Below are 18,704 nucleotides of genomic sequence, written 5' to 3'. Positions count from 1 at the left end.
TGTGCGGCCATCCGGCAGACGACGTCCGGAGGAGCCGTTTGCTATACGGAGCTGCGGGTACGGGTCCGCGCGTTCCTGCGCTTGAGAGCGCGACGCTCGTCCTCGCTCATACCGCCCCAGACGCCTGCGTCCTGACCGGACTCCAGTGCCCACGACAGGCACTCGGCAGTGACCGGGCACCGGCCGCAGACAAGCTTCGCGTCGGCGATCTGTGCGATAGCCGGGCCGCTCGTTCCCACCGGGAAGAACAGTTCCGGATCCTCGTCACGACAGATGGCCTTGTGCCGCCAGTCCATTCCAACTACTCCTTCTGCGTGCTGCGCGCACGGCTCGATGATGCCTATAAAACTCGGGTGGCTGTAACCGATCGTTAACACGGAGTCACCTAATGTTTCCGCGCTGTTGCTTGTGAATACTTTCACGAATTCAGCCGAAGTCAATGGTGTTCGGTTAACACGTGTGCAATATCACCCTTTCGGCCTATAGCACGCGGGCTGCGGAGCTATGTCGGGGGGTGGATGCACCGGTTGTGTACCGATGCACTACGCTACCCCCGGAAGCTTCTGCTGTCACCGGATATTTTGCGAATATGTGTCCGTTTGTGACATTTTGCACTAGCACTTGAATCTCGCGCGGCCATGCGTTACTCACGAGTAACTTTCTCCGGGTCACCGTAAAACCCCAGGTGACAGGCCGATGTCGGTCGCTACGTGTCGTGGCCGCGTGATCGGTTCGGGGTCAGCGGAACTGAACTGATCACAGATCCGGCGCAGGCGCGACCATGTCTATGGCGCAGGCGCGACCACGTCTATGGCGTTGGCGCGCTGACCGAAGCTCAGCTGGGTGTGGGTGCCGATGTAGTCGCCGTCCATCTGGACGTCGAGCGGCGTGTCGGCTTCGAACCGGATCCAGTCGAGGTCGTCGTTGCGGTAGAGATGGCGGGCTTTGGGCGGACGCTGGGTCAGCAGCCGGGTGGCCAGGGGGATGTTGCGCAGGACCGAGGTGGAGGTGGCGGCGAACAGGCCCAGGCCGGTGTCGAACCCGGTTCCGGGGTTGGTGCGGATCTCACGGGTGCCGAGGTAGGTCCAGGGGCTGGTGTTGCTGACGAAGCCGAATTTGACGCCGTCGATGGGGTCGCGGCCGGGTACATGTGCCGTGAAGTGCGCGGGGTTGGTGGCGTTGGCGAAGAACGAGGTGACGGTGGTCCAGAAGTAGCGAGTGGGGGTCGCTGCTTTGCCGGCGTGCCGTTTGCGTTCCATTTCGCGGACGACGATGGCGTCCATACCCATGCCGGTGTTGAACAGGAACCAGCGGTCGGCGGTGTGGGCGAGGCCGATGGAGCGGTATTGTCCGGTTTCCAGGAGTCCGATGTGCTGGCGCGTGGCGACGAGAGGATCGGCGTCGACGCCGAAGGTGCGGGCGAAGACGTTGGCGCTGCCACCGGGGATGACGCCGAGCTGAGGCCGTGGGCGGGCGGCGAACTCGGCGGGGGCACCGAGCATGCCGTTGACGGTTTCGTTGACGGTTCCGTCGCCACCGTGGACGAGGACGGCATCGTGACCCTCGGCGACGGCGCGGGCGCCGAGTTCGCTGGCGTGTCCGCGGTGCGTCGTGTGTTCCACGTCGACCTTGAATCGCGACTCCAGGGTGTGGACGAGCGCATCGCGGCCCGCCGCGGTGGTGGCGGTGGCAAAGGGGTTGACGATCAGCATGACGCGCACGAGAACACAGGATATGGGGTCGGGGGCGTGGAGCCGAATTCGCGGTGCGGCGTGCGGCGCATAGGGTGGTCTGCGTGAGTGAGAATCGTCCCGGCGGGAGCGGCGGCGCCGATGGCGTGGATCGGTCCGCGGGTGTCCCGGATACCGATGCGGCGCCCAGATTCGTACGGATCGCGGGCGCGATAACGATGGCGCAGGGCGCGGCGGCGATCGTCGTGGCGGTGGTGCTGGTGATTCGTGAGGCCGCCGGTCATAAAGAGGCCGCTATCAGCGGGTATGGCACGGCTGCGTGGTTCGGGATCATTTTCGGCGGGGTGCTGGCCGGGGGTGCCGCGCTATGGTTCGGGCGCCGTTGGGGCCGGGCGATCTCGTTGGTGGCGCAGATCTTGTTGCTGCCGGTGTCCTACTACTTGGTGACCAGTGGTCAGGCGGTTTTCGGAGTTCCGCTCGCGTTGATCGCGATCGGCGTTCTGGTGTTGTTGTTCATGCCGTCGTCGGTGCAGTGGCTGGCCAACGACTACGCGCCGGATGCGCGGCCACCGGCACCGCGCGCACCCGATGGCGGCGGCTCGTCCGGAGCCTGAGGTCTGCTCGGGCGTGCTTGTGATGTACGTCGAGGAATGGAACCTCGTATGGTTATGGCATGACACGGATTCTTGCCGTCGCGAATCAGAAGGGCGGCGTGGCCAAGACGACCACCGTCGCTTCATTGGGGGCCGCGCTGGCCGATCTGGATGCGTCGGTGCTCGTCGTCGATCTCGACCCGCAGGGTTGTCTGACGTTCTCGCTGGGTCACAACCCGGACGAGTTGGAGGCGTCGGTGCACGACGTGCTGCTCGGCGATGAGGAGATCGCCGATGTGCTGCTCAATACCGACGACAACGTGACGTTGTTGCCGGCGACAATCGATCTGGCGGGTGCCGAGGCGCTGCTGTTGATGCGGCCGGGACGTGAGTATGCGCTCAAGCGGGCGCTTGCCGAGGTTGCCGAGGATTTTGATGTCATCCTGGTCGATTGTCCGCCGTCGCTGGGTGTCCTCACCCTGAACGGGTTGACCGCGGCCGATCAGGTGATCGTGCCGTTGCAGTGTGAGACGCTGGCCCATCGCGGTGTCGGGCAGTTGATGCGTACTGTCACCGAGGTTCAGCAGATCACCAATCCGCAGCTGCAGTTGCTGGGGGCGGTGGCCACGCTGTTCGACTCACGTACCACCCACAGCCGGGATGTGCTCTCAGATGTCGCCGACCGATACGGGTTGCCGGTGCTCGATCCGCCGATCCCGCGGACGGTGCGGTTCGCGGAGGCGTCGGCATCGGGCGTGTCGGTGATGCGGGGCCGAAAGAACAAGGGTGCCACCGCTTATCGCGAACTTGCCGAGAACCTGTGGAAGCATTGGGAGGCGGGCGAACCGGTACGCACGTCCGAGCTGTCCTGACTTTCGGTTGTCGGCCGAGTTCAGGCGGGTGGGCCGTATGCGGCCACGGTCGAACCCCACTGCTCGACTATCCGGTCGCCGAGCACCCGCAGTGTGATCATGCGGTCGGTTTCCATATCGTGGCCCGCTTTGTCGTGGCTTGCCTTGTCGTAGCCCGCGCGAGGATAGCGGATCGTGCGGGTCTCCCGCATCGTCGCCGGATCGCGCACGCTGATTCCCGACGCGATGGGCAGCAGCAGTTTGCCGGCCATGATCTGTCCCGGCCCGAGTGTGCCCGGCACCTGGAAGGCGGGCCGCATGCTGCCGGCGTCGAGGACCACCGTCGCGCTGCCGGTCCAGAACGTGGTCAGGCCGTCCGAGGTGATCGCCGCGTTCGCGGCGGGTAGGGCGCGGGGGCCGTTGACGGTGTTGGTGCGCCGCTGAACACCGTCGGTGCTGAATTGCCGGATCGCGGCACGGCGCGGGGTGGCGGCGTCGGCGGCCGGTGCCGTGTCGGGTTCGGGCGGGTTGGCGCCGCCGTCGTAGACGGCGATGGCGCTGCTGCTCATCGCCACTACCGCGGGCGGGGGGCCGTCGGCGGTGCCGCGGGTGATGATGGTGGACCCGAACTGGCGGACCTTCTCGTCGTCGTCCTGGTTGACGCCGAGGACGGTCAGCCGGTATCCGCTGTCGTCGTCGCAGTGTTCGATGAGGGCGAGCCGGTCGGCGCCCAGCACCGCTGACGAGATGTCACAACCGGTGCGTTGCGGTTGTGCGTCGGGTTTGACCGGCGCGTCGACCCGGCCGTACTCGATGCCGCGCACGAGGTTGGTGCCCCATGTCTCCAACCGGGTGCGGCCCTGTGCCAGCACATAACCGGAGCCGCCGGCGAGGTTCACGGCGTCGTCGGCGTCACTGGTCCGCGCCCCGGTCCGGGCACCCGTGTCGCCGTCGAGGGCGGTCACCTCGCCGCAACCGCGCGAGTTGCCGTACACCGACAGGACCGTGTCGTGGGAGTCGCGCCAGGCGCCCAGCACCGCACACAGTCGCCGGTTGCGGTGGTAGCGCCACACCTGCGATCCGGTCGCCGGGTCGCGGCCGATCACCGATCCGTCGTCGCCGGTGATCACCAGCGACCGGGACAGGGCCGCGACGGTGGTGGCCGCCGATGGCGCCTGCCAGAGCGGGACCAGTGCCGCCGGGACGGTGGTGGCCGGTTTCGCGGCCGGGACGACGCGGTGCGCCCGGTCCGAGGTGGTGTGCCGCACCGGACTGAACCACCAGATCACCGCCCCCGCCATCAGCACAACCACGATGATCAGTGCGCTGATCAGCAGATCGATCCGGGTCCGCCGTTCCGGTGCGACTCGGGGCCGACTACGCGCCATGGCGCCCCAGAGTAGCGCGGAAGGTCATTCGGCGGCGGGCACGGCCACCGGCTCGGCGGAGGCGGCCGCACCGCCGGCCGTGTCCCGGGCCGGCTTGCGGCCCGATCCGCCCCGCCTGCGGCGGCGCTTGCGCGGTGCCTTCGGGGCGTCCTCGGCCGCGGTCGCCGGCGTCTGCTCTGTGTTCTCCGTGGTGTCGCCGGTATCGAGGGTTTCCGGGGAATCCGGAGAATCGGCGGTTTCCGGGGCCGCTGACTCGGTGCTCTCGTTCCCGTCGGCCGTCCTGCCGCCGCGGGTCCGCCGGCGGGTGCGGGTGCGGGTCGATGCGGGACGTTCCCGGCGCGGGCGGGGCTCGGTTGACTCGGTGCGTGGCGGCGGTGCGATGCGGCCCGTCGCCGATTCCGGGATGTTCAGGTCGTCGCGCAGATTCTCCGACGTCGAATACGTCTCCACCGGCTCGGGCACACCGATGCCGAGTGCCGAATTGATCAGCTCCCAGCGGTGCAGCTCGTCCCAGTCGACGAGGGTGACGGCGATACCGGTGCGGCCGGCCCGGCCCGTGCGGCCGATGCGGTGCACGTACGTCTTGTCGTCCTCGGGGCACTGATAGTTGATGACGTGTGTCACATCGTCGATGTCGATGCCGCGCGCGGCGACATCGGTGGCGACCAGCACGTCGATCTTGCCCTCACGGAACTTCTTGAGCGCCTTCTCGCGGGCCACCTGCCCCAGGTCGCCGTGCACCGCACCCACTTTGAAGCCGCGTTCGGCCAGGTCGTCGGCCACCTTCTGCGCGGTTCGCTTGGTGCGGGTGAAGATCATGGTGGCGCCGCGGCCCTCGGCCTGCAGGATGCGGGCCACCAGCTCGGCCTTGTCCAGCGCATGCGCACGATAGACGAACTGGGTGGTGCGGTCGTGCACGGCCGAATCGTTGGCCTGTTCAGCGCGGATGTGCGTCGGCCGGTTCAGGAATGTGCGCGCCAGGGTGACGATCGGGCCCGGCATCGTCGCCGAGAACAGCATCGTCTGCCGGTCCGCGGGCAGGCTTGCCATGATGCGTTCGATATCGGGCAGGAAGCCCAGGTCAAGCATCTCGTCGGCCTCATCGAGCACGAGGATCTGCACCTTGCCGAGGATCAGATGCCCCTGCTGCGCGAGGTCGAGGAGGCGGCCGGGGGTACCGATCACGACGTCGACACCCGACCGCAACTCGGCGATCTGCGACTCGTACGGACGGCCACCGTAGATCGAGGTCACGCTCAGCGGGCGGGTACCCTCGCCGGCGGGGACGCGGATCTTCTTGGCGGCCAGTTCGATGTCGCCGGTGACCTGGATGCACAGCTCGCGGGTCGGGACGATGATCAGGGCACGCGGCGTCGTGTCGAGGGCACGGATCCCGGCGTCGTCGGCGTTCGCGAGGCGATGCAGCAGCGGAACGCCGAACCCGAACGTCTTGCCCATGCCGGTGCGGGCCTGGCCGATGAGGTCGTCGCCGGCCATCGCCAGCGGAAGCGTCAGTTCCTGGATGGCGAAGGTGTGGGACTTGCCGTCCTCGATCAGCACGTCGACGATCTGCGGGTCGACGCCGAGTTCTGCGAACGTCGGCGGCACATGGGATTCGTCGACGATGGTCGTCCGGACGTCATCGTTTCCGGTGTTTTGAGGGCCGGTGTTTTGAGGGCCGGTGTTTTGAGGGGTGGACATATTCGATTGGAGCCTTTCGGTATTGCGTCAGCACGCACGCACCTACTCAGCTGTGGACGAATCGTCCCCGTCAGCCACACCGCGCGGGGCGGAACGGCAGTGCCGGGCGACCCCAGACCGGCTTCCCGGCGCCGAACGCGATAGGCGCGTTCGCGCGCGAGGCGACCTGGTGATCGCGATTGTGCTCAGGTTGTGCGCGCACAAGTCAGGTGCCGGGACCGTCTCGGGAGATCCGCAAGCGAACTCCCCGGTCGGCGGGTCGAGTCGCCCATGAACCAAGAACCATGAACCAAGAACCGCGGACTCACAGGCCGACGAACATGACGATCGCCGATGACACCACGGGACAGTGTACTTGCAGTTGGTACCACCCGGCCGCAGTGCCTACGATCGGAGGATGACCTCAACAGCCGCGCCCTCGGGGGACCGCGCCGGCCGGGCCGCGCCGGACGCCGGTCAAGCCGCGATTTCGGAGGCACCAGCCACCGCCAAACTGTTCGCGATCCTGCTCGCCGGAGAACACGCCGCCTTCACCCGGCTGATGATCGAATCGCAGCTTGCGCCCGGCCCCGCCGGCCAGATTTCGCTCGGCAAGATGATCGCCGCCGAGGTGGACCACTACTCGACTCTTGAGAATCATCTTCGCGACGCCGGTATCGACCCGGTTGCCGCCATCGCCCGCTACCGGCGGGTCTTCGACCAGTACCACGGCGCCACCACGCCGTCGAACTGGAACGAAGTGCTCATCAAGGCCTACATCGGCGACAATCTCGCCGCCGACTTCTACTCCGAGTTCGTCGACGTCGTGCCTGCCGTCCCGATCGGTGACGTGATCCGCGAGGTCATGTCCCAGACCGACAACTCGCAGTTCGCGTGCGCCGAGGTGCGTGCCGCGATCGCCCGCGACCCCGACATCGCCGCACCGCTCAAGCTCTGGGCCCGCAGGCTCCTCGGTGAGGCAGTCACCCACGCCCAGTGGGTCCTGGCGGCCGAGGAGGACGTCACCGACCTGCTGTTCTCCGGCGTGACGTCGTTGCAGGGCGTCGCCACGTTCTTCGACACGGTCGAGCAACGTCATGCCGAACGGATGGCCGATCTCGGGCTCGTGTAGCGGCGTCGTGATCCTGCACTAACGTAGGTGAAGCTGATGTGAGGCCGGGCGTCCCGGCTACGGAGTGAAAAGGGTGGTCATGGCCGTAGAAGTGAAGATCGGGATCGTCGACAGCCCGCGTGAGCTGGCCGTGCAGTCCGCGCTGTCGAGTGACGATGCGTACGCCGCGGTGCGGGGCGTGCTCGCCGGCGATGAGACGATCCTGGAACTGACCGACGAGAAGGGGTCGCGGATCCTGGTCCCGGCCGCGAAGATCGCCTACGTCGAGGTCGGTGCCGCCGAGGTCCGTAAGGTCGGCTTCGGTTCCTGACGGAACACGGAAATCGGGAGGGCTCCGGTCGCTGACCGGAGCCCTCCCGATTTCCTGCAAGCAGCCGGTCACCCCGCTCTGTGACAGGGCAGATCCGGCCGCCGATCTCACGCCGAGTCCGATCCCACCGCCGATCCTTGCAGAGGCACGTGGGACAGGCCTCCCCAGAGCAGGGCGACGGTCGTGTCGATGGCGGTTTGTTTGTCGACGGGACGTTTGGCTTCGAGCCAGTATCGGGCGTTGACCTGGCTGGCGCCGACGAGACCCGCGGCGAGCATCCGGGAACGGTGCGGGTCGAATCCGGAGTCGTGCATGACGAGGCCGTACACGGCGTCGACGCAGCCTTCGGTGGCGCTTTCGATGCGGCGGATGACGGCCGGGTCCATGGCGTCGGAGGAGAAGATCAGCCGGTAGCCGGAGTTGTCCTCGTCTATGAAGTCGAAGAAGGCTTTGACCGCCGCCCGTACGCGCTGCTTGTTGTCGGTGGTGGTGAGCAGGGCGGCGTTGACGTCGCTGACCAGCTTTTCGGCGTGGGAGTCGACGACCGCGAGGTACAGGTCGAGTTTGGAGGGGAAGTGCTGGTAGAGAACAGGTTTGCTGACTCCGGCGTGGATCGCGATCTCGTCCATGCCCGCGGAGTGGTATCCGCGTTCGACGAAGATCTCGCTGGCCGCTTCCAGCAACTGCAACCTGCGCGCACTGCGCGGCAAGCGCGTGCTGCGTCCCGCGTTGGCGGGTGAATTCGTGGCAGTCGACATGCTCTGAGAGTACCCGTGCCCGGGCGCGGTGTCGGTTCGGGCGGGACCGCGGCGGTGGCTGCGCAGTGGCGGTCGAGGGTTCCGGACAGGCCGCGGAGCGCACGTGTACGGCATTCCGCGTGGCCTATGAGAAGGTTGATTGGTGAGTGGCCCAGAGAAAGGTGAGTACGGTTCGCGGCCGGGTTCGGGGTCCGGTTCTCCCGGACCTGCGCAGGAACGGTGGAATCGGCCCAATCCGGACCAGCCGTTGCAGGCGCGGTGGGATCCCACAGACATCGGCGGACGTCGTCCGGCGGGTCCGGACGAGTGGTCCAAGCGGCGCAGGCCCAACGCATTCGGACGTGTGCTGTCCACCTATGGGTGGCGCACCTACGTGATTCCGGCGTTGGCGGTGCTGACGGTGATATTGCTGGTGCTGACCTTCCGGGACGGCGGCAAGCCCGCGCAGCCGGAGAGCCCTGCCGATCTGACGGCCCGCAACACCAACATCAACGAGGCGACCACCGCGATCGGAGCGCCGAGCGAACAGGTCGATCCCGATGCGATGCCCGCGGGCGTCCTGCCGTCGGGCGGTTCGTTCACCGCGCAGGGTGAGAAGGTATATCACCAGGTCAAAGGACGTGGTGAGCAGGTCGGCACCGGGCAGGTGTTCACGTACACGGTCGAGGTCGAGGACGGTGTCAACCCGCAGGATTTCGGTGGGGAGTCGACGTTCGCGAAGATGGTCGAGGCGACGCTGGCCAACCCGCGCAGCTGGATCGGCGACGGCAAGGTCGCCTTCCGGCGGGTCGCCTCCGGCGATCCTGATCTGCGGATTTCGTTGACGTCGTCGGGAACGGCGCGGGAGCTGTGCGGGTATCAGATCAAACTGGAAACCAGCTGCTACTACCCGCCGGACCAGCGGGTGGTGCTCAACGAGGCCCGCTGGGTGCGCGGGGCGCATTCGTATCAGGGCGATGACCTGCTGTATCGGCAGTATCTGATCAATCACGAGGTGGGGCACGGCATCGGGTACGAGCATCATCTTCCGTGTCCGCGTAACGGGGCGCTGGCCCCGGTGATGATGCAGCAGTCGTTCGGTGTGTCCAACAAGGACATCCTGTCGTTCGATCCCGACATCGACGCGGATCCGTCGTTCGTCTGCAAACCGAATCCCTGGCCGTTTCCAGACAAGGGGTGATATCAGGCAAGGGGTGAGACCCGCTGTCGAATCGTCGCCGGTCGGGATTACCCGGGCCGCCTGTGGAGTTGACCGGTAGACAAGACCAGTCCAACACAGGAGTTTGCCGTGTCTTCTCTTCCTCCGCTGGTGCAGCCGGCGGCCGAGCTCAGCAACGACGAGGTCGCCCGGTACAGCCGGCACCTGATCATCCCCGATGTGGGTATGGACGGGCAGAAGCGGTTGAAGAACGCAAAGGTGCTGGTGATCGGTGCGGGCGGCCTGGGTTCGCCGACGCTGCTGTATCTGGCCGCGGCGGGTGTGGGCACCATCGGGATCGTCGAGTTCGATGTGGTGGACGAGTCGAATCTGCAGCGGCAGGTGATCCACGGCCGGTCCGATGTGGGTCGGCCGAAGGGGGAGAGCGCCCGTGATTCGATCCGGGAGATCAACCCGTATGTGACGGTGAATCTGCATCAGCAGCGGCTGGAGGCCGAGGGTGCGGTGGCGTTGTTCGGCGAGTACGACCTGATCCTGGACGGTACGGACAACTTCGCGACCCGGTATCTGGTGAACGATGCCGCGGTGCTGGCGCACAAGCCGTATGTGTGGGGTTCGATCTACCGGTTCGAGGGGCAGGCGTCGGTGTTCTGGGAGGACGCGCCGGACGGGCGGGGCATCAACTATCGGGATCTGTACCCGCAGGCGCCGCCGCCGGGGATGGTGCCCTCCTGCGCCGAGGGCGGAGTGCTGGGCATCCTGTGCGCGTCGATCGGGTCGATCATGGGTACAGAGGCGATCAAGTTGATCTGCGGGATCGGTGAGCCGTTGCTGGGCAGGCTGATGGTGTACGACGCCCTCGACATGACCTACCGCACCATCCGGATCCGGAAGGACCCGGACGGTGCGAGGATCACCGAACTCATCGACTATGACGAGTTCTGCGGCGTGGTGTCGGCGGAGGCGGCCGACGCCGCGACCGGATCGACGCTGACGGCGACGGAGTTGAAGGCGAAGTTCGACGCCGGGGAGCGATTCGCGCTGATCGACGTGCGGGAGCCGGTGGAGTGGGACATCGTGCATATCGACGGTGCCGAATTGGTCCCCAAGGGTGACATCCTGTCGGGTGCGGGACTGGCGAAGATTCCGCAGGACCGGCCGACGGTGCTGTACTGCAAGACGGGGATCCGGTCGGCGGAGGCGCTGGCCGCGCTCAAACGGGCCGGTTTCGCCGATGCCACGCACCTGCAGGGCGGTGTGACGGCGTGGGCTCACCAGGTGGAACCGTCGCTTCCGGTGTACTGATAGGGGCTGCGTAATCGCTAGTCGCACTTCGATCGTTACGCTGCGAACGGTCTACTACCAGTTGGTAGTAGACCGTTCGGGTGCTGTCCGTCGGACCGGATCACACGTAAAATCTAGATGGATATTCGTGTCGTTAGGTGAATTAACAAGTTTGCCTCGGTAATCTTTCTTGCGTGACTCCGATTGCCCCGCCTGATCATGTGCTCGCTGCGTTCGGCCTTACGGCGCACCCGCCGATAGCACTTGCCGATTCGTGGCACAGTGGCTGGCGTGTGGGTGAGGTAGTACTGTCCCTCGTGCCCGACTACACCCGGGCCGCCTGGTCGGCGAAGGTCCGCGAGAACCTGTACGTCGACGGGCTGCGTATCGCGCGTCCGTACCGGGCCGCCGACGGCCGGTATGTGGTGTCGGGGTGGCGCGCCGACTCCTACATCGCCGGCAGCCCCGAGCCACGTCACGACGAGGTGCTGTCAGTGGCCGACCGCCTGCACACGGCCCTCGCGGGAGTCGGGATGGCGCGTTTCCTGGTGCAGCCGCCGGCGCCACCGCACAGCGATGTCGACGTGTTCGTGGCCGCCGACCGTGCGGCTTGGGAAGATCCGCCACTGCGTTCGGCGCACGCGGCGGGTATGGCAGAACACACCACGGTCGACGGGCATACCAGTGTGGAAGCCCTCAAGATGCTCGCCAAGCTGCGTAAACCGGTGGAGATGCAGTCGCAGGTGGTGCACGGCGACCTGTTCGGCACGGTGCTGTTCGCCGGTGCCGCGGCCCCCGGGATCACCGACATCGTTCCCTACTGGCGACCCGCGGAGTGGGGGTCGGCGGTGGCTGTGGTCGATGCGCTGGCCTGGGGCGGTGCCGACGACGATCTGGTCAACCGCTGGGCCGATCAAGACGAGTGGCCACAGATGTTGTTGCGTGCCACCATGTTCCGTCTGGCGGTCCATGCACTGCACCCCCGGTCCTCCTGCGGTGCGCTGCCCGGGTTGCTGCGCGTCGTCGACCTGGTGGGGTGGCTCGTTTAGAGCGTGACACGGCCGCCGGGCACCTCTCACGGCGGCCGGGGTGATGTGAGAACAACGTGATTGTTCGGTCACCGACGGGCAAAACCGTGAAACACGCGGTTCCTACCTTGGATCTCAACCGACATCGGGGTCGGTGACATACCGGCGCAGCCATCGGCAGACCTCGCAGCGTGCACAGACACGCGGCCGGTCCGGACCGAAGGTCGCCGGTGCCACCCGATAGATGATCCAAGGGGAAACCATATGTCGACTCTGTTGACCAACTTGCGGCGTGACCGCACGATCACCGATTGGGATCCCGAAGACCGGGAGGCCTGGGACAACGGCAATGCCGCGATCGCCAAGCGCAATCTGCTGTGGAGTGTGATCTGCGAGCACGTCGGATTCTCCATCTGGTCGATGTTCTCGGTGATGGCACTGTTCATGGGCCCGGAATACGGGATCAGTGTCGATCAGAAGTTCGTGATCGCGGCCACGGCGACCCTCGTCGGCTCGTGCCTGCGTATCCCTTACACCCAGGCCACCGCGCGTTTCGGCGGTCGCAACTGGGCCATCTTCAGTGCCGTCGTGCTGCTCATTCCCACCGGCCTCATCATCATGCTGATGATGAATCCGGGTGAGTTCGGGTTCGGCTGGTTCCTCGCCGTCGCGGCGATCAGCGGTTTCGGTGGTGGCAACTTCGCGTCGTCGATGACGAACATCAACGCGTTCTATCCGCAGCGCCTCAAGGGCTGGGCACTGGGCCTCAACGCCGGCGGCGGCAACATCGGCGTGCCCGCGATCCAGATCATCGGCCTGATCGTCATCTGGCTGGCCGCCGATCGGCCCGAACTGGTGTGCATGTTCTACCTGGTGTTCCTGGTGATCGCAGGTATCGGCGCGGCCCTGTTCATGGACAACCTCGATCATCAGACATCGAGCGCCAAAGCGATGGTCGACTGCCTCAAGTACCGCGACACCTGGATCATCGGCATCCTGTACGTGGGCACCTTCGGCTCGTTCATCGGTTTCGGTTTCGCCTTCGCCCAGGTGCTGAACCTCAGCTTCACCTCCGCGGGTGCGGCCAAGCCCGCGCTCGCCGCGGCGCAGATCGCTTGGATCGGCCCGCTGCTCGGCTCCCTGTCCCGGCCCTACGGCGGCAAACTCGCCGACCGCATCGGCGGTGGCAAGGTGACGCTGTACACATTTATCGGTATGACCTTCGGAGCGGCGATCCTGGTGTTCGCCGCCACCGCCGCCGACAACAACGGCAAGGTCATCGAGACCGGCCACCTCGTCGGCCTGGTCATCGGCTTCATCGTGCTGTTCATCCTGTCAGGTCTGGCCAACGGTTCGGTGTACAAGATCATCCCGACGATCTGGGAAGAGAAGGCACAGGCCAGTACCGACATGTCGCCGACGCAGAAGGTCGTCTGGTCGCGGTCGATGTCGGGCGCATTGATCGGAATCGCGGGCGCGGTCGGCGGACTCGGCGGTGTCGGGATCAACCTGGTGCTGCGCGCCAGCTACAAGTCCAATCAGTCCGCGACCGCCGCGTTCTGGATCTTCATGGCCTTCTACGTGGTCGCCGCGGTGATCACCTGGTGGTTCTACGTCCGCCGGCAGACCGTACTGACCACCCAGACCACCGACATCGTGGTCGAGCCCGCCGTCACCGACCCGATCGCCCCCGCCCCCATCACTGACGACACAGCAGAAACCGCGGAACAGCCCAAGGTTTCGACGACGAGCGGAACCGGGACGCTCGCCTGAAGGCGCACGTCCGGACGCACACACCGAACACGGTTCGAGGAGAAGTAACAAGATGAGCAGGCAGACAGTGGTGGTCGCAGGCCACGGCATGGTCGGACACAGGTTCGTGCAGTCGCTACGCAACCACGATTCCGGCGGCGACTGGGATGTGGTCGTGATCGGCGAAGAGGCCGACCCCGCCTACGACCGGGTGGCCCTGTCCTCCTATGTCGGTTCCTGGCAGCGTGATTCGCTGGCGCTCGACGGCAACACCTACAGCGGCGACGAGGCGGTGACCAGCCACCTCGGTGAGCTGGTCACCGCGATCGACCGGTCCGCCAAGCAGGTCACCACCGACAGCGGCCGGGTCGTCGGCTACGACGCACTGGTCCTGGCGACGGGCTCGTACGCCTTCGTCCCGCCCGTCACCGGTCACGACCACCAGCGGTGCTTCGTCTACCGCACCCTCGATGACCTCGACGGCATCCGCGCCACCGCGGAGGCCGCCGGGCCGGGAGCGGTCGGCGTGGTCGTCGGTGGTGGTCTGCTCGGACTGGAGGCCGCCAACGCGCTCAAGCTCCTCGGCATGACCCCGCACGTCGTCGAATTCGCGCCCCGGCTGATGCCGATGCAGGTCGACGACGGCGGCGGTGCGGTGCTCAAGGGCCTGATCACCGATCTCGGTCTGCACGTGCACACCGGCGTGGGCACCTCGAGCATCGCCGATCACCCCGAGCAGCAGGACATGCTGCAGGTCACGCTCAGCGACGACTCGACCATCGACGCGGCGCTGGTGGTGTTCTCCGCCGGTGTGCGGCCCCGCGATCAACTCGCCCGCGAGGCCGGCATCGACGTCGGGGAACGTGGTGGTGTGCTCACCGACAATGCTTGCCGCACTTCGGATCCCGATGTGTACGCGATCGGCGAGGTGGCCGCCGTCGACGGCCGCTGCTACGGCCTGGTCGCCCCCGGCTACACCACCGCCGAGGTGGTGGCCGACCAACTCCTCGGCGGCGACAGCCGGTTCCCGGGGGCGGACATGTCCACCAAGCTCAAACTGCTCGGGGTGGACGTGGCCAGCTTCGGCGACGCGATGGGCACCACCGAGAACGCACTGGAGATCGTCTACCACGATCCGGTGGCCGGCAAGTACGCCAAGCTGGTACTCTCCGACGACGCCAAGACCCTGCTCGGCGGCATCCTGGTGGGCGATGCGTCGGCGTACGCGATGCTCAAGCCGATGGTCGGCCGCGAGATCCCCGGCGACCCGTCGTCGTTGATCGCGCCGAGCTCGTCGGGTCCGGCGATCGGCGTCGACGCGCTGCCCGACGACGCCGAGATCTGCTCCTGCAACGGCGTGTCCAAGGGCAGCATCTGCTCGGCGATCGCTGCCGGCGCCTGCGATCTGGCTGCCATCAAGGGCTGCACCAACGCGGGCACCACCTGCGGTGGCTGCCTGCCGTCGGTCAAGTCGCTGCTCGCGGCCTCGGGTGTGGAACTGAGCAAGGCGCTGTGCGAACACTTCTCGCAGTCGCGCGCCGAACTGTTCGAGATCGTCTCGGTGACCGGCATCCGTACCTTCTCCGGGCTGATCGAGCGGTTCGGCACCGGGGTGGGCTGCGACATCTGCAAACCGACCGTCGCCTCGATCCTGGCGTCCACCTCCAGCGACCACATCCTCGACGGCGAGCAGGCCGCCCTGCAGGACACCAACGATCATTTCCTGGCGAACATGCAGAAGAACGGCTCGTACTCGGTGGTGCCGCGGATGCCCGGCGGCGAGGTGACCCCCGAGCAGCTGATCGTGATCGGCGAGATTGCCCGCGACTACGGCCTGTACACCAAGATCACCGGCGGTCAGCGCATCGACTTGTTCGGCGCGCGCGTCGACCAGCTTCCGGAGATCTGGCGCCGCCTCGTCGACGCCGGCATGGAATCGGGGCAGGCATACGGCAAGAGCCTGCGCACGGTAAAGAGCTGCGTCGGATCCACCTGGTGCCGGTATGGCGTGCAGGATTCGGTGGGCATGGCGGTGTTCCTGGAGAAGCGCTACCGCGGTCTGCGCTCGCCGCACAAGATCAAGTTCGGTGTCTCGGGCTGTGCCCGCGAATGCGCCGAGGCCCGCGGCAAGGATGTCGGCGTCATCGCCACCGAACACGGCTGGAACCTGTACGTGTCCGGTAACGGCGGGCAGAGCCCCAAGCATGCCGTGCTGCTGGCCGGCGGGGTGGATGACGAGACGCTGGTCGCCTACATTGATCGGTACCTGATGTTCTACATCCGCACCGCGGACAGGCTGCAGCGCACCGCGCCGTGGCTGGAGTCCCTGGAAGGTGGACTGGATCATCTCAAAGCGGTGGTCTGCGACGACAGCCTCGGGCTGGCCGCCGAATTGGAGGAAGCGATGGCGCGTCATGTCGCGGGATACCGCGACGAGTGGGCCGCGGTGCTCGACGACGAGGAGAAGCTGAGCCGCTTCGTCTCCTTCGTCAATGCTCCCGAGGTCGCCGACCCGACGATCCGCTTCGCCGACTACGAACGGCGCGTGCCGGTCCTGCTGGATATGCCGCCGATGCCGTCCGTGCCATCTGCGCCGCGGGAACCCGCCGAGCAGGACGCACCGGCCTCGGTGTGAGCCTGGCCCACATCCCGACCCGACCCCATCGGCTCTTCCCAGCCCGAAGGAGCACTGCAATGACAACACAACAGACCACCACTGAGTCACTGGTCGCCCCGACCGACGCGGCACTGGTCGCCCCGGGCGACGCGGCACTGGTCGCCCCGGGCGACGCAGACCTGCGGCACGTCACCGCACGGCATCCCGACGCCGTCGACGGCACGTGGGTGCGGGCCTGCCTGCTGTCCGACCTGTCGATCGGCCGCGGCGTCGGCGTACTCGGCCCGGATTTCGAGCAGGCCGCGTTGTTCCGCGTGCCGGCCGCCGAATCGGACCGCGAGGCCACCGCCGGACGCAGCAAGCTGTACGCCCTCGGCAACATCGACCCGTTCTCGCGGGCCGCGGTGATCTCGCGTGGGCTGACCGGCGACCGTGACGGCGAGCCGATGGTGACCAGCCCGCTCGGCAAGCAGGCGTTCTCGCTGCGCACCGGTATATGCCTCGACGACGAGTCGCGGTCGGTCCCGAGCTATGCGGTGATCGTGCGGGACGGCGCCGTCGAGGTGTTCTTCCCGAACCGATGAGTACCGGTCCCACTACGTCCGCATCGACGCCCGGCCGGGCCCGGACCACCCCCGCCCAGCGTGTGGCCGCCGAACCCGGCGACGACGGCTCCGATCCGGACGGTGCGTCGTTACCGCTGACCGGTTTCACCATCGGGATCACCGCCGCACGGCGCTCGGAGGAGTTCGGTGCTCTGCTCAACCGGCGCGGCGCGGACGTGCTGTCGGCGCCGACGATCATGATCGTGCCGCTGGCCGACGATTCGGCGCTGGCCGAGGTCACCGAGGAGATCATCGCCGACCCGCCGGATCTGATGGTGGCCACCACCGGTATCGGTTTTCGTGGCTGGGTGGAGGCGGCCGAGGGCTGGGGCAATGCCGAAGGTCTCCTGGCCGCGCTCGGCCGCAGCCGGCTGATCGCGCGTGGCCCCAAGGCCAAGGGCGCCATCCGCGCCGCCGGCCTGACCGAGGAGTGGTCCCCCGACAGCGAGTCGTCGTCGGAGGTGCTCGACAAACTACTCGACGAAGGCGTCGACGGTCTCCGGGTGGCGGTGCAGTTGCACGGGGCGACCACCGAATGGGAACCGCTGCCGGACTTCTGCGATGTCCTGCGCGCGGCGGGGGCCGAGGTGCTGCCGGTGCCGGTCTATCGCTGGCAGGTCCATCCGGATGTGGCGCGCATCGACAAACTGATCGCCGCGGTGATCCGGTCGGACCTGGACGCGATCACCTTCACCAGCGCACCTGCGGTGGCGGCGCTGTTCACCCGCGCCAAGGAACTGGGCAAGATGGCCGCGCTCACCCACGCCATGCGCACCTCGGTGCCCGCCTTCTGCGTGGGCTCGGTGACCGCGGGACCGCTTGAGGCGCAGCAGGTCCCGACGATCTACCCGCACCGCTACCGACTCGGCGCGCTGGCCCGGCTGATCACCGAGGAACTGCCGCGGCGCAGTCACCGGCTCCGGGTGCACGGCCACGACACGGCCATCCGCGGCCAGTCGGTGATGGTCGACGGCAACCTGCTCGAGCTGTCGGCCACCAGCATGACGCTGCTCAAGACCCTCGCGGTGACCCCGGGGCGGGTGGTTTCGCGCACCGATCTGCTCGCCGGGCTGCCCGGTGACAGTTCCGACACCCATGCCGTCGAGGTGGCTGTGGCCAGACTCCGTGCGGCGCTGGGGGATTCGAAGATGATTCAGACAGTGGTCAAGCGCGGCTACCGGCTGGCCGTCGACCTGGAATATGACGGGGAGGACGAATAGTGAACACACCATTGCCGCTCGGCGATCGGATGCGGGACGTGAACCCCGTGATCGTCGCCCACGGAACACGAAATCCACACGGCGTCAACATGATCGCCGAGATCGCCGCCGCCGTGAGCGAGCGGATCGGGACAACCCGCACCGCGTTCGTCGACGTCCTCGGCCCCACTCCGGCCGAGGTGCTCTCCGATCTCGCCGACGACCGTCCGGCCGTCGTCGTCCCGGCCTTCCTGGCGTCGGGATACCATGTGCGTCAGGATCTTCCGGGATATGTTGCGGAGTCGGGGCGGCCGGGGACCATCGTCACCCGGGCCCTGGGCCCAGACCCGGTGATCGCGGCGGTACTACGGCTGCGGCTGATCGAGGCCGGCTGGGAGCCGGGCGACGCGGTGGTGCTGGCAGCGGCCGGCTCCTCGGACGCCTCGGCCCGTGGTCAGGTACATCTGGCCGCCCGCCAGCTCGAGTCGCTGATCGGCGGCCGGGTGGAGGTCGGCTTCATCGCCACTGCTGAACCGACGGTGCCGCAAGCCATTTCACGGGCACGTCGACGGCTGCGCCGGGGCGGAAAGCTCGTGGTCGCCAGCTACCTGCTGGCGCCGGGCCTGTTCCACTCCCGCCTTTTCTCGATGGACGTCG

General features: G+C 67.0%; 17 protein-coding genes. 12 read left to right on the top strand and 5 right to left on the bottom strand.

Annotated features, from left to right (window positions below; all coding sequences use genetic code 11):
• Positions 1-41: 41 nt before the first annotated feature.
• Together KDB67_RS15360 and KDB67_RS15355 are read right to left on the bottom strand one after the other, a co-directional pair.
• A complete protein-coding gene (locus tag KDB67_RS15360; RefSeq protein ID WP_005190251.1) occupies positions 42-296 on the bottom strand; it encodes a WhiB family transcriptional regulator in 255 nt (84 codons plus the stop codon).
• A 489-nt stretch (positions 297-785) separates the two neighbouring features.
• Complete coding sequence (locus KDB67_RS15355) at positions 786-1,721, bottom strand: diacylglycerol kinase family protein (protein ID WP_291017301.1); 936 nt, start codon at positions 1,719-1,721, stop codon at positions 786-788.
• Positions 1,722-1,909: 188 nt separating this feature from the next.
• On the opposite strand from KDB67_RS15355, the gene KDB67_RS15350 reads away from it, so the two are divergent.
• Complete coding sequence (locus KDB67_RS15350) at positions 1,910-2,305, top strand: hypothetical protein (RefSeq protein ID WP_291017312.1); 396 nt, start codon at positions 1,910-1,912, stop codon at positions 2,303-2,305.
• Between the two features lie 59 nt (positions 2,306-2,364).
• Entirely contained in the window at positions 2,365-3,156 is a 792-nt protein-coding gene (locus tag KDB67_RS15345) for a ParA family protein (protein ID WP_291017299.1), read from the top strand.
• Between the two features lie 20 nt (positions 3,157-3,176).
• Here the strand turns inward: KDB67_RS15345 and KDB67_RS15340 are convergent, their stop codons facing one another.
• Positions 3,177-4,523 carry a hypothetical protein gene (locus tag KDB67_RS15340; RefSeq protein WP_291017297.1) on the bottom strand — a complete coding sequence of 449 codons (1,347 nt, stop codon included), beginning with the start codon at positions 4,521-4,523 and terminating at the stop codon, positions 3,177-3,179.
• Between the two features lie 24 nt (positions 4,524-4,547).
• Positions 4,548-6,224, bottom strand: coding sequence for a DEAD/DEAH box helicase (locus KDB67_RS15335; protein ID WP_291017295.1), 1,677 nt, complete (start codon positions 6,222-6,224; stop codon positions 4,548-4,550).
• Between the two features lie 397 nt (positions 6,225-6,621).
• Here KDB67_RS15335 and KDB67_RS15330 point away from each other — a divergent pair, with 397 nt between their 5' ends.
• Both KDB67_RS15330 and KDB67_RS15325 read left to right on the top strand, forming a co-directional pair.
• Complete coding sequence (locus KDB67_RS15330; protein ID WP_291017293.1) at positions 6,622-7,335, top strand: ferritin-like fold-containing protein; 714 nt, start codon at positions 6,622-6,624, stop codon at positions 7,333-7,335.
• A 79-nt stretch (positions 7,336-7,414) separates the two neighbouring features.
• Complete coding sequence (locus tag KDB67_RS15325; protein ID WP_291017291.1) at positions 7,415-7,645, top strand: DUF3107 domain-containing protein; 231 nt, start codon at positions 7,415-7,417, stop codon at positions 7,643-7,645.
• Positions 7,646-7,752: 107 nt separating this feature from the next.
• Here KDB67_RS15325 and KDB67_RS15320 read toward each other — a convergent pair whose 3' ends face one another.
• Entirely contained in the window at positions 7,753-8,403 is a 651-nt protein-coding gene (locus KDB67_RS15320) for a TetR/AcrR family transcriptional regulator (RefSeq protein WP_291017290.1), read from the bottom strand.
• A gap of 247 nt (positions 8,404-8,650) precedes the next feature.
• On the opposite strand from KDB67_RS15320, the gene KDB67_RS15315 reads away from it, so the two are divergent.
• From KDB67_RS15315 to KDB67_RS15280, 8 genes are all read left to right on the top strand, one after another.
• Positions 8,651-9,583, top strand: a complete 933-nt coding sequence (locus KDB67_RS15315; RefSeq protein WP_291017310.1) for a DUF3152 domain-containing protein — start codon at positions 8,651-8,653, stop codon at positions 9,581-9,583.
• Between the two features lie 108 nt (positions 9,584-9,691).
• Positions 9,692-10,867: an adenylyltransferase/sulfurtransferase MoeZ gene (moeZ, locus tag KDB67_RS15310; protein ID WP_291017288.1), complete on the top strand. Its 1,176-nt coding sequence runs from the start codon at positions 9,692-9,694 to the stop codon at positions 10,865-10,867.
• Positions 10,868-11,040: 173 nt separating this feature from the next.
• A complete protein-coding gene (locus KDB67_RS15305; protein WP_291017285.1) occupies positions 11,041-11,895 on the top strand; it encodes a TIGR02569 family protein in 855 nt (284 codons plus the stop codon).
• A 243-nt stretch (positions 11,896-12,138) separates the two neighbouring features.
• Positions 12,139-13,647, top strand: a complete 1,509-nt coding sequence (locus KDB67_RS15300) for a nitrate/nitrite transporter (protein WP_291017283.1) — start codon at positions 12,139-12,141, stop codon at positions 13,645-13,647.
• A gap of 52 nt (positions 13,648-13,699) precedes the next feature.
• Positions 13,700-16,261 (top strand): nitrite reductase large subunit NirB, encoded by a 2,562-nt coding sequence (nirB, locus tag KDB67_RS15295; protein WP_291017281.1) that lies wholly within the window; start codon positions 13,700-13,702, stop codon positions 16,259-16,261.
• 161 nt (positions 16,262-16,422) lie between these two features.
• Positions 16,423-16,827 carry a nitrite reductase small subunit NirD gene (gene nirD / locus KDB67_RS15290; protein ID WP_291017308.1) on the top strand — a complete coding sequence of 135 codons (405 nt, stop codon included), beginning with the start codon at positions 16,423-16,425 and terminating at the stop codon, positions 16,825-16,827.
• A complete protein-coding gene (locus KDB67_RS15285; RefSeq protein WP_291017279.1) occupies positions 16,824-18,068 on the top strand; it encodes a uroporphyrinogen-III synthase in 1,245 nt (414 codons plus the stop codon). Before nirD ends, KDB67_RS15285 begins: the two co-directional genes overlap by 4 nt.
• A 29-nt stretch (positions 18,069-18,097) precedes the next feature.
• Positions 18,098-18,704 (top strand): CbiX/SirB N-terminal domain-containing protein (locus KDB67_RS15280; protein ID WP_291017306.1); only part of this gene is annotated, 607 nt, incomplete at its 3' end.

This window comes from Gordonia sp. (in: high G+C Gram-positive bacteria), assembly GCF_020438995.1.
In the GTDB taxonomy this organism is placed as follows: domain Bacteria; phylum Actinomycetota; class Actinomycetes; order Mycobacteriales; family Mycobacteriaceae; genus Gordonia.
Note: the sequence above shows the minus strand (reverse complement) of the source record. Positions and strands in the feature narration are given on the sequence as shown.